This window comes from Mycoplasmopsis cynos (assembly GCF_900660545.1).
In the GTDB taxonomy this organism is placed as follows: Bacteria; Bacillota_I; Bacilli_A; order Mycoplasmatales; family Metamycoplasmataceae; genus Mycoplasmopsis; species Mycoplasmopsis cynos.
This window is the reverse complement of record NZ_LR214986.1, coordinates 943336-956217: the sequence shown is the minus strand read 5'-3', so window position 1 is coordinate 956217 and position 12882 is coordinate 943336. Positions and strand designations below refer to the sequence as shown.

Below are 12882 nucleotides of genomic sequence, written 5' to 3'. Positions count from 1 at the left end.
GTAGTTTAAAAAGACAAGAACTTTCTTGTCTTTTTAAAATTTATTCAAAATTTTCTTCTCTAATTATGCTACAAGAAATTTCATCGCAAACGCAACAACTTAAAAAAGCTTGATCTTGAGTAAAATCAACAAATTTAGCATTTAAGGTATATCTTCTATTATATTCTGTTCCATCTAGTAACTTAACCTTTAATAATGGTAAATATATCATTTCTCTTTGTTCTGGTTCAAGATCAGTATTATAAGCTGTATGGACTCTTATTTCATGACCAACAATAATATTTTTTTGTAATAATGTAATTTCTTCAGAAAAAAAGAAATTTTGTACTCTATAATAATTTTCTTCAAGTAATTTATCAATATACTCATCTGTGAGATCATCAAGTTTTGGGTCTGATTTTAACATTGTTTTAAATACTTCAAAAAAGATATCTTTAATAAACAAATTTTTTTGTTTTTGCTCAAATATAGATAAGAATGTATTAAATAAGTCATACTCTTGAATATTACCAAATAAATAGTCAAAAACTCTATTACATTTAATGCATTTTGCTGTTACCTTAGTTCCCATTTATTCTCCTATTACGTCTATTTAAATTTTATATTAAAATTAATATATGTTAAATTATGAACAAGAAAATTTTAAAAATAAATTAATTGCTGGATGTGATGAAGTAGGACGAGGTTGCGTCGCGGGTCCGCTAGTAGCTGCATGTGTTATATTTCCGATTGATTATAAAAATGATTTTATAAATGATTCTAAAAAATTAACATCGAAAAAAAGAAATGAATTATTTGAACAAATAAAAAAAGACGCTTTAGATTATTGTATTATAGAAAGAAGCGTTGAAAAAATAAATAATTCAAATCCAAAAAAAGAATCTCAAATTGCTATGGAATTATGTATTAAATCTTTAAAAGTTACACCTGAACATGTTCTGACTGATTTTGAAAAAATTTCAATAAATATTGACCAAACAAACCTAATCAAAGGCGATGAAAAATCTATAAATATAGCAGCTGCATCAATTTTAGCTAAAGTTTATAGAGATAATTTAATGATTAAGATTGACAAAAAATATCCCTTATATGATTTTAAATCTCATAAAGGATATTTAACTAAAAAGCATAAAGAAGTATTAGAAAAGTACGGCGTAATTACTGGGTTATATCGAATTAAATACAAGCCAATTGCAAAGATGAATAAAAGTAAGTAAATTATTTTTTAAATTATGTTTAATATTATTCATTTTCTAATAAAATTATAATAATTATGATAAAAGTAGAAAATATTGTTTTTAGTTATAAACCTGGAGTACAAAAACCTGCACTTAATAATGTGAGTTTTGAAATCCAAAAAGGTGAATATGTTGCAGTTTTAGGTCATAATGGTAGTGGAAAAAGTACTTTATCAAAAGTTTTAGTAGCCTTATTGAAACCGCAAGAAGGCTTGTTAATGATTGATGATATTGTATATAGTAGAAAAACGCTTCTAGATATTAGAAAAAAAATTGGAATTATTTTTCAAAATCCAGATAATCAATTTGTTGGTTCTTCTGTTGAAGATGATATTGCTTTTGGTTTAGAAAATAGAAGAGTACCAACTGAACAAATGCATGAAAAAATTGTTCATTTTGCTAAAAAAGTTGATATGTTGGAATTTCTTGAACGAGAACCTGAAAACTTATCAGGTGGTCAAAAACAAAGAGTTGCCATTGCTTCTGTGTTAGCCTTAGATCCCGAGGTAATTATTTTTGATGAAGTTACATCAATGCTTGATCCAAAAGGAAAATCAAGTGTTTTAAATATTATAAAAGAAATTAAAGAAACTCGTGAGAAGACTTTAATTTCAATTACTCATGATATGGATGAGGCGATCTTGGCTGATAAATGTCTTGTTTTTGCAGATGGAAAATTAGTAGCTTCTGGAAACCCAAAAGAAATTTTAAAAAATAAAAAAATCTTAGATATTGCCAAAATAGATTCGCCCTTTATCTACCGTTTAAGTTCCTTAATTAATGGAATTGAACCAACATACAACAGAGAGGAGCTGATAAAAGAATTATGCAAGTAAAAATTAAAAACTTATCGCATATTTTTAACAAGAATTCTCCTTGAGAGTTTGTTGCTTTAAAGGGAATTGATTGATCTATCGTTGACGGTGAATATATTGGTGTTATAGGCGCAACTGGTTCAGGAAAAACAACATTAATCGAACATTTAAACGGCTTATTAAAGCCAACATCTGGTTCAGTTGAATGAGAAATAGTCAAAGACAATGTAGTAAATAATTGAATATATGGTGAAAATGGTACAAAATTTAAAATGAAAGATATTCGAAAGAGAATTGGGATTGTATTTCAATTCGCTGAATATCAACTTTTTAAAAATACCATTAAAGAAGATATTGCTTTTGGGCCAATTGCTTTTGGAGTGCCAAAAGATGAAGCGTATAAAAGAGCAAAACAATGTTTACTCGATGTAGGTCTTGGTGAAGAATATTTAGAAAGAAGTCCATTTGAGCTATCTGGTGGTCAAAAAAGAAGGGTTGCAATTGCTGGTATTTTAGCTATGAATCCAGATTTTATGGTTTTTGATGAACCGACCGCTGGTTTAGATCCAGTTGGTGTTAAAGAAATATTAGACATTTTGACTGAGCTTCATAAAAAAGGGAAAACAATTATTAATGTAACTCATGATTTAGATCATGTATTAGAAAGAGCTCAAAAAGTAGTATTGCTCGAAAAAGGAAAAATTTCAAAGTATGGTGAAGTTTATGAAATTTTAAATGATGTAAAACTTCTTAAAGATAATCATCTACAGCCGCCTCAACTTTTAGATTTTGTTAATGAATTAAGAGAAAAAGGTATCGATGTTCCTCGTGTTACAAATATTTATGAATTAGCAGATTTTATTAATAATTATAGAAAAGAAAGGAGATAATTATGAAAAGTGTTTTTGGTCGTTATATACCTGGTGATACTTTTATGTATCGTATTGATCCAAGAATCAAAGTTTTACTTAGCATCATAATTATTATACTTATCTTTTTAGCTAGCAGTTTCATTGAATTAGCTCTTGTCATAATTTTTGTTACTTCTGTTTATATTGCTTCTACTAAAAAAATTAGTCCTGTCATAAAATTATTAAAACTTCCGCTTTACATTACATTATTTTTATTTTTAGTTAATTTGTATACTGTCAATAGTGAAACAGTATACAAAAATGACTATTATACTTCTTATTTTTGGTCATTTTATACTAACCCAGGCAAGAACTTAACAGATGTTAATGGTAAAGATATTAAATGAGATGATTTTTATAAAACAAATATTGTAGGCAGTGAATTGATTAATTATTATAAAAGTACATATGGTGAATATGCAAAAGTTCAATATGGCGTTTCATTAAACTCTATTAATAGAACATTTTCTTTATTTAGTAGAATTTACATTATGATTTTAACTACTAGTTTATTAACAAATACCACCAGACCAATTTTGTTAAATAAATCAATAGAAAGTTTATTATGACCATTAAAATTTTTATTTGTTCCAACACATATTGTGGCAACAATAATTTCAATTGCTTTAAGATTTATACCAACATTGGTTGATGAAGCACATAGAATAATTAAAGCACAATCATCTCGTGGAGTTGATTTTAAACATGGCAATACAAAAGAAAAAATTATTGCTTTTACTACTTTAATAATTCCACTTTTTGTTTCATCATTTCAAAAAGCAGAAGATCTTTCAAATTCGATGGAAACAAGAGGATATGATCCTTATGAAAAAAGAACTAAATATCGTGTATTTAAATTAAAATGAACTGATTTTTTATTAATTACATTTTTTAGCCTAGTTTTAGTTATTTTTATAATGAATCACATAATTGTAAAATATACACTTTTTGATCCATCTATATGACAATTTAATTACCATTACATTGGTCAATATACTGTTCCTAATTTATTTATCATTACTAAAATTGTTGTTTAAAAATCACACTAATAGTGTGATCCCAAAATGCAAAGTCAAGTGCAACACTTATTTTGTATAAAAATAACAATCAAGAATTGTAAAAATGATTGTTATTTTTTTATTTAGAAAATTTAAAAAATTTATTTATTTTATTTTTTTAAAAATAAATTTCTACTTGTGTTTGAAGTTCTTTTTTTCTGATTATAAATATAAAGAGGTTCTTCCTTAGGTATTTCCTTTCAAGGTTCATCTCTATAATTTAAATTAAAAAATAATTCATCAGCAGAGAAATAATTATGAATTTTTCTTGGCATATTGTTTATGGTCTTTTGAAGGTCATAAATTTCTTTTTCCGATATTTTGTTGAAATTTGTTCCTTTAGGAAACTCTCTTCTTACCAATCCATTAAAATTTTCATTTAGTCCTCTTTGGAAGGAAGCGTAAGGATCAGCTTGATAAATTGGTATGTTTAACCTATAGCCAATATAAAATAAAGCTTTAAATTCAAATCCATTATCAGTAGTTATTGATTTAACATTTAGTTTGTAAATTTTAATATATTCCCAAAGCTTTAATATTAATTTCCATGGATTCTTGTTTTCTAATTTTATTATAAGTCCTCATCTTGTTTTTCTTTCAGTAAATGTTAATAAATGGGATGATAAACTACTTCTTTTTTCCGACTATTAAGTCTATCTCTCAATGACCAAATTCATTCTCAAAATTTTTATTAAAACCCCTTGTCCATATAGGTTTTACTATTCTATTACCGACTAAAGTTTTGACAACATCATGTGTTTTTCTTCCTTTATTATATTTTCTTAAACGTTGTTTCGAATCCAATACTCATAGACCACTATTTATTCAATTAAATATTGTTCTTAAAATAGGTATTTTAAATTTGAAATGATGTTGAATATAAAAATGAGTTAGATCTACTCCAAAATATTTTTTGTTAAATTTTAAAATAAATTGATTAGTAAATTCTTCATATTTATTTATATTATTAATGAGTTTAATTTGTTCTTTTCACCTTATTCTATTTAAATGTTTGTTATGTGCTTCCATACCAATATAACCATTTTCAGTTGAATTATTTTTAATTTCTCTTAGTACTGATGATTTTGTGTAACCTAAAATTTGAGAAATTTCAGAAATTGGAGTTTCAAACTTTTTAAGTAAAATTTCTAATTCAATTCTTTTTTCTAAGTTAAAATGTTTATAATTAATAATGAGCACCTCCTGAGTTTATAAATTGGTGCTTTTTCTTTTTTAAAGCACCAATTTAATTTTATATTTTATTAAGAAAAGAATAATAAAATTCCCCCCACCCAAACACATAAAAACAATTAAGTTTTTTTTGTGTTTGGGTGGGGGGAATTTTTAATTAAGCTGTTGCACTTGACTTTGCAATTCAGCATCACACTAATAGTGTGATTTTTCATTTTTATTTTATGATTTCATCTTTTTGAATGAAGATATTATTTGCTATATTATGCTCATTTATTTTTCCATAAGTTATTTTAAAACCATCTAAAAACACATTCATATCACCAATTATGTTATTTTTGTTTTGAAAAATATATTTATATAGATTTTCTTTTATTTCTTTATTTTTAATTCTAAAAACATATATAGCACTTGAAACAAAATACGTATCATCAGCTATTGCAACTTTTTTATTGTTTGGAATGCTAGAAAATAAAATATCACCACTAAATGCTAATTTATTGGATTTTTTATGTTTATTATTTTTGTGCTTTATTTTTCCATTTTCAATATCAGATATTTCTAAATATTTTATTTTAGAAATATCTATATCTGAAATCTTAGAGTTATCGTATTTAGGATTAATTTCATCAATTAGACTACCTAATGGAACAAAACCGGATTTTGGTGCTTTATAACGTGTATAAATTAGATTATTATTTTGGCTTTTGTCTTTAATTAAAATTTCGCTTATGTTTGTTATGAAAGCATATTTAGGAAGTTTAGTAATAGAATTTGTGTTAATGAATTCTTTAACAATAGGTGAATAATTTTTAACTAAATTATTATTTTTAATGCTTATGCCAAGTTTATTACGATTTTTACTGAATTCATAGCCTAAGAATTCTTTTTCTTTTTCATTAGATTCAAAAATAATTTTTGGTGAATTAATTATTAGTAAATTATAATTAATCTTATTAAGATCCATTTTTTGTTTTTCTAAAAATAAAATAATCGGAGAAGTTGTTGTACCACTAAAAGTAATATCAGCTGATTCAAATATTGCTTTTATTTTAAAATTCTCAAGAACATAATCTCTTGCAAATTTGTATTGATTTGCTGTCAAAAATGACCTAGGTAAAATTAGCGCTGCATATGCTTTATTTTTTAGTAATTGCATAGTTCTTTCGATGAATAAAATTTCTATTTCAGTTGATTTTTGATCAAGATATTTTAATAAAGAAAAGTCCTTTTCAGTGATTGAATTATTTTTAATATTTTTCATAAAACCAGCAACAGAATATGGTGGATTAGCTATAACAAAATCAAAAATACAATTTTCATTTTTATCTGTATATAATATTGTGTTTTGATATTCATAAGAATTAAACTTATTTATACCATCTCCATTAATGATAACAGCATCACCATCACCATTCAAAAATGTTGAAATCTTTGTTGTTTTTGATAATCTATAATCTTTTTCAATAGCTAAAATTGTTTTATTTGCTCAACTAAACGGGTTTATTTTAAAACTCTCGATTTTTCTTTTAATATGTTCTGTTACATCATTTATTTCAATTTCATTTATGCACTTTTGAATAAATTCCATATATGAAATAATAAAATGTCCACTACCACTAGCATAATCAATCATTTTAGGAACAATTTCATCTAAATTTGAATTAATATTTGAAATAAGTTTTTCATTAATTGGTAAGGCATGTATCATAAAATCAACAATTGGCATTGGTGTAAAAAACTGACCAGATTCTTGTTTTCATGAAGTGTTTAATAACTCTTCAAAAAAGTCACCCAGAAATTGATGTTTGTTATTATATTTAAATTTGTATGATTGTAGCAATAAAACAAGTTCTTTTAAAATATTATTATTTTCTTTAAATGTTTTATCATCGAAAACTTCAATAAAAGAAAAAGCATTATTTTTCTTTAATCTCAAATCATCAATTATTTTTCTTAATTTATCTGTATTTTTATTTCAATTAAGTAATTCATTAATTTCATCATCAGTATAATCAATGATATCTTTCTTCATATAAATATTCATACCTTGTTTATATAAATCATTAAGTCTTTTTAAAAATGACAAATCATCATCTACGCCCATAATATATTGAAATCTTATTCCATTTATAGTTTGATTATTAACTTTAAATGTAGTATCTTCATTTAATTCATCATAGACTTTTGCAATAAATAAATTAATCATCTTATCAAATGCATTAGATTTATCTGAAACACTATTTTGTCTTAAAATTGATAAAAATTGATTAAAAATAATTTTCACTGATTTATGATCAATTTTATTAAGATCAGAATATTTTAATGATTTGAATTTTAAATCAAATAAATTATTATTTAATATGAAATTAGTATGGTCTCAAACCTTGTTTCATTTATCAAACATATCATCAACAGAAATCGCTTTTGATAGAATATCATTAATAAAAATATTAAAGAATTGATGTGTTTCATTAATAAAATTGAATGAATAAAAACTACCAACCCTTGCAGTTTTTTCTTGGTATAAATAACTAAATAATTGCTTTGTGCTTTTATCATTTTTTAATGAGGTATATTTATGTATTTCATCAAGGTTTTTAATTTCAAAAAAGTAAATAGCTTGATTGTTTTTGTATAAAACTAAATCACAATAGCCAGATGCATTATGACCTAGTTTTCAACTTTTCTCAAGATGAATGTCTTCTTTTGAATAACCTTTATTTAATAACTCACAAACTAAAATCAAAGCAGATCAATTTTCTTTAAAATTTAGATTAAAAATACGCCCATGATCATAGTTGTTAAATTCAGAAATCGATCACTTATTTTTTGCAAAATCAATAATCACTTCATTAGAAGCAATATCTAAAATTAATTGATCTTTAGTTCAAATATAGTTAGGGAATTTATTTAAAATTGGATTAAGATATTTTGGAAACATACAACCTCTTTAAGTAATCATTATTTAATTAATTATTATTAAAATTATAATACATTAACAATGATATTATTTATAAAGATTGTAAATGATGTGTTTTAAAAAAGAAAATTTAAGTATTATAGACACACTAATTCGTTATTTTAGGGACAAAAAGATTTAAAATGTTATAATTAAATTATCTATTACTTTTAAGGACATTAAATGAGTAAAAATATAAAGGAACAAATTGAGAAAATAGTTAATGAAACGCTTGAAAATACTATGTCTGAGCGTTTTGAGAAATACGCTAAATATGTTATACAACAAAGAGCATTACCTGATGTTAGAGATGGTTTAAAACCAGTTCAAAGAAGAATTATTTACTCAATGTTTGGTCTTGGTCTTGATTATGATAAACCTTATAAAAAATCTGCTAGAGTAGTTGGTGATGTTATTGGTAAGTATCATCCACATGGTGATTCATCGGTTTATGAAGCAATGGTTAATATGTCTCAATGATGAAAGATGAATACACCATTATTAGATATGCACGGAAACATTGGTTCAATTGATGATGATCCAGCGGCGCAAATGCGTTATACGGAAGTAAGACTTTCAAAATTAGCACATTATATGATAGGGGATATTAAAAAGAAAACTACATTATTCATTCCAAACTTTGATGACTCAGAGATTGAGCCTATTGTGTTACCTTCTTTGTTTCCGAATTTATTAGTTAATGGAGCTATGGGTATTGCTGTTGGTATGGCCACAAATATGTTGCCGCATAATCTAAATGAAATAATTGATGCAACTATTTTGAAGGTCAAGGATCCAAATGTTTCATTACAAAAAATATTAAAGATAATCAAAGGGCCTGATTTTCCAACTGGTGGAATAATATATGGAAATAAAGGAATTATTGAAGGTTTTGAAACAGGAATTAATTCATCAAAAGCAAAAATAAAACTATTTAGTAAATATAAAATTTCAGAAACAGCCCAAAATAAGTTTATTGAGATAACAGAAATACCTTATGGTGTTGTTAAATCATCATTAGTTTATTCCATTGATCTTTTAATTCAAAATAAAACTGTTTTTGGATTGCTTGAAGTAAAAGATCAATCAGATCGCAATGGGATTAATATTTTATTAACTCTTGAAAAAAATGTAAATGAAAAAAGTGTGTTAACATATTTATTTGAAAAAACAAAATTGCAAAGTACTTATAACTATAATAATGTTGTAATTAATAAAGGACGCCCAAGAATAGCGAATTTAATGATGTTATTAGACGCGTATCTAACGCAGATAAAGGATGTAAAAACTAAAACATTAACTTTTGATTTAGAAAAAGCTAACTTAAGATTAGAAATTGTTATCGGATTATTAAAAGTTACAGAAATTACCGACGAAGTAATTAAAGTAATTAGAAATGCTGAAGGTTCAAAATCTGGTGTAATTGATGCTTTGATGAAATGCTTTAATTTTACTTTAAATCAAGCAACAGCAATAGCAGAACTGAGATTATATAAATTAAGTAAAACAGATAAATTGGCTTTAATAAATGAAAAAAGTGAATTAGAAAAATTAATTAAAAGATTAATGTTACTTTTATCAAATGAATCAGAATTCAATGAATTTATCATTAAAGCTTTAATAGAAATTAAAGAACTCTTTGGATGACAAAGAAGAACACAAATATATGAAGATGAGTTTGATCTTTCATATGAAGAAATTGATTTAATTAAAGATGAATCAACTTATTTAGGTATATCTAGAAACGGCTTTATTAAACGTTTTTCTGAGCGAACTGCTGAAAGTAATTCAATGTCAACTTATGCTTTAAAAGATGATGATAACTTAGTTTATTATAATAAAACTAATACGATGAAAACTATTTTAATTTTCACTAATTTAGGTAATTATATTCAATTACCGATTTATAAGATTAATGAGGCTAAGTGAAGGGAAAACGGAATTAAATTAAGTGATATTAGTGAATTTAAAATTAATGAAAGAGTTATTTCTGTAATTGAAGTGTCTAATTGAAGTGAAAACATTTTTGTAGTTTTAGGTACAAAAAATGGCTACTTTAAAAAGGTTAAATTAAGTGAATTTAAGATTCAAAGAATCAATAAATCATATAATGGTATTAATATTAATTCAGATGATGAAGTTATAAATGTAACATTAAGTAACGGACTAAAAAACATTGTGATAATAACAAGAAATGGTTTATGTTCAATGTATTCAGAAAATGATATTCCTATTTATTCACCTAAAGCAAAAGGAAATAAAGGAATTTATTTATCATTAAATGATAAAGTAGCTGGATATACATTAGTCGATGCTAGTGATATAGTAAATATCTTATCATCTAATGGAAAAATAAAGCAATTAAGGGCTTCAAAAATTACTCCAATCCCTAAAAACATTAAAGGTAAGAAGGTTGTAGATGTTAAAAATGATTTTGAAATTGTAGATGTACATATTAATCAACCTGGTATAGTTCTAGCTACAAACGGAAATAATCAAACCTTGATTGAAAAAATTTCTGAATATACCAATAATGAAGTAAATTCAGAAATTATTCAACTTGATATTCCTCAATTATTAAATATACAATTCCAAAAGAATTGAGTTGAAAATGATGTGGAATTTAAAAATATGTTTTCAGCTGAAGTTAGAAAACAAGAAGATGAAGTATTTGCCTTAAGTGAAATTACACTTGAAGAAAGTTCAAAAAAATTAGAAGAATTATTAAAGAAAATAAATGGTGGAAAATAAGAGGTTATTATGGAAAAATATACAGAACAAGAAATAATTAGACGAAATAAACTTGCTACATATAGTGAATTAGGTATCGAACCTTTTGCCAAGGCTTATGGGCTTAAAGAATTGAAATATTCCGATGAAATAGAAAATGAATATCAAGCTTTTTCTAAAGAAGAATTACATAAAAAAAACTTTGAAGTTGCATTAACAGGAAGAATTATAACAATTCGTGGGCCATTTATTTTAATTCAGGATTATCATTCTAAGATTCAACTTTATTTCAATAAAAAAGAACATGAAGAATTAATAAAATTAATAAACACTCTTGATTTAGGTGATATTGTTTATGCTGAGGGTACTGTAATGAAAACTAATACAGGTGCAATTAGTGTAAAAATTACTCAGCTAAAACTTTTAACTAAGTCGCTAAAGCCACTTCCAGATAAATTTCATGGATTAGCCGATATTGAAGAAATTTATAGACATAGATATATAGATTTAATAACTAATGAAGAGTCTCGCAATGTTTTTTGAACTCGTTCAAAAATCATAACAGAGATAAGAAGATATTTCGATGATCTTGAATATATGGAAGTTGAAACACCATTTTTACATGATTATATTTCAGGAGCTGCAGCTAAACCGTTTAAAACTCATCACAATGCACTTAATCAAGATTTTGTTTTAAGAATTGCAACTGAGATTCCACTTAAAAAACTTTTAGTAGGTGGAATAGACAGAGTTTATGAGATCGGAAGAATCTTTAGAAATGAAGGGATTGATACAACACATAATCCAGAGTTTACTTCAATTGAATTTTATGAAGCTTATTCTAATATTGAAGGAATGATGAACCGTACTGAAGGTTTATTTAAACAATTAGCTAAAAAATTAAATAAATCTACTGTAATGAATAAAGGTGTTTTAATTGATTTAGAAAAACCATTTGCTAGAATTGATATGGTTGATGCAGTTTCAAAAGCGACAGGATATGATTTTAGAACCATAAGTTTTGAAAAAGCGAAAGAAATCGCATTAGCAAATGGGGCTAAAATCCAAAAATTCTTTAAATTAGGTCATATAATTAATGAATTATTTGAATTATTAATTGAAAAAACTTTAATTCAACCCACATTTGTTTATGGTCATCCGATTGAAATTTCTCCATTAACTGCTAAAACTACTGATCCAAGATTTACAGAAAGAGCTGAATTATTTATTAATACTAAAGAATATGCAAATATGTATACAGAACTTTCAGACCCAATTGATCAATTAGAAAGATTTAAAAGTCAGCTTGATGAAAAAGAAAATGGAAATGATGAAGCTAGTGATATAGATTGAGATTTTGTTGATGCCCTTGAATACGGGATGCCGCCAGCTGGTGGTTGTGGAATCGGAATTGACCGCCTTACAATGTTGTTAACAGAAAAAGAATCAATTCGTGATGTATTACTATTCCCAACAATGAAGAGAAAAAAGATTTAGATCAAAAAACTTCTAATACTTTTATGTGCTAGAAGTTTTTTTAATGGAAATTAAAGTTAATTTTTGGTTTTTCATTCACTAAAAAATATCTAAATGATAAAATATAAAAAATATATTACAGGAGGATCAATGGAATTATTAGAAAAGTTTAAAGGTTTAATTTATGAAATTTCGTCAAAAGAATTGAACCAAGATCAAAAAGATTTAGCTATAAGAATTTTAGAAAAATTCGAAGATAAAGACTTGGAATATGTTTTTCAATTTATAGCACAAAGAATAAAAACAGGATTTAGATTTGATTCAGCACCTGAATCAAATTCTCAAACTATTGCATTATTAGAAAAAGATAACAATCTTAGTTTTGTTTTAGATGAAAACAAAACAAAGGAAAATACTTTATTAATAGGAGAGAACTATGACGCATTAAAGAACTTATTGCTCATAGAGAGAGAGAGAGAGAGCTGGTGAGCCAGCTAAGTA

The 12882-nt window shown here is 25.4% G+C and carries 9 protein-coding genes and 1 pseudogene; 7 read left to right on the top strand and 3 right to left on the bottom strand.

The features are described 5' to 3' along the window. Positions 1-40: 40 nt before the first annotated feature. Positions 41-571 (bottom strand): hypothetical protein, encoded by a 531-nt coding sequence (locus EXC48_RS04280; protein WP_129721030.1) that lies wholly within the window; start codon positions 569-571, stop codon positions 41-43. A 46-nt stretch (positions 572-617) separates the two neighbouring features. Here EXC48_RS04280 and EXC48_RS04275 point away from each other — a divergent pair, with 46 nt between their 5' ends. From EXC48_RS04275 to EXC48_RS04260, 4 genes are read left to right on the top strand one after another with little or no spacing between them, the layout of a single operon-like run. After that, entirely contained in the window at positions 618-1217 is a 600-nt protein-coding gene (locus EXC48_RS04275; RefSeq protein WP_129721028.1) for a ribonuclease HII, read from the top strand. 56 nt (positions 1218-1273) lie between these two features. Then, complete coding sequence (locus tag EXC48_RS04270; RefSeq protein ID WP_129721026.1) at positions 1274-2074, top strand: energy-coupling factor transporter ATPase; 801 nt, start codon at positions 1274-1276, stop codon at positions 2072-2074. Further along, positions 2065-2943 carry an energy-coupling factor transporter ATPase gene (locus tag EXC48_RS04265; RefSeq protein ID WP_129721024.1) on the top strand — a complete coding sequence of 293 codons (879 nt, stop codon included), beginning with the start codon at positions 2065-2067 and terminating at the stop codon, positions 2941-2943. The genes EXC48_RS04270 and EXC48_RS04265 overlap by 10 nt, the downstream gene beginning before the upstream one ends. Before the next feature lie 2 nt (positions 2944-2945). Then, a complete protein-coding gene (locus tag EXC48_RS04260) occupies positions 2946-4001 on the top strand; it encodes an energy-coupling factor transporter transmembrane component T family protein (RefSeq protein ID WP_129721022.1) in 1056 nt (351 codons plus the stop codon). Positions 4002-4132: 131 nt separating this feature from the next. Here EXC48_RS04260 and EXC48_RS05165 read toward each other — a convergent pair. Together EXC48_RS05165 and EXC48_RS04250 are read right to left on the bottom strand one after the other, a co-directional pair. Beyond that, positions 4133-5222: pseudogene (locus EXC48_RS05165) on the bottom strand (IS30 family transposase). 208 nt (positions 5223-5430) lie between these two features. Further along, a complete protein-coding gene (locus tag EXC48_RS04250) occupies positions 5431-8157 on the bottom strand; it encodes an HsdM family class I SAM-dependent methyltransferase (protein ID WP_129721020.1) in 2727 nt (908 codons plus the stop codon). 201 nt (positions 8158-8358) lie between these two features. Between EXC48_RS04250 and EXC48_RS04245 the strand changes: the two genes are divergently transcribed. From EXC48_RS04245 to EXC48_RS04910, 3 genes are all read left to right on the top strand, one after another. Then, positions 8359-10926 (top strand): DNA topoisomerase IV subunit A, encoded by a 2568-nt coding sequence (locus EXC48_RS04245; RefSeq protein WP_129721018.1) that lies wholly within the window; start codon positions 8359-8361, stop codon positions 10924-10926. Positions 10927-10935: 9 nt separating this feature from the next. Continuing rightward, positions 10936-12402, top strand: a complete 1467-nt coding sequence (gene lysS, locus EXC48_RS04240) for a lysine--tRNA ligase (RefSeq protein WP_129721016.1) — start codon at positions 10936-10938, stop codon at positions 12400-12402. A gap of 129 nt (positions 12403-12531) precedes the next feature. Beyond that, positions 12532-12879, top strand: coding sequence for a type III restriction endonuclease subunit M (locus EXC48_RS04910; protein ID WP_223216330.1), 348 nt, complete (start codon positions 12532-12534; stop codon positions 12877-12879). The last annotated feature ends 3 nt before the right edge of the window (positions 12880-12882 follow it).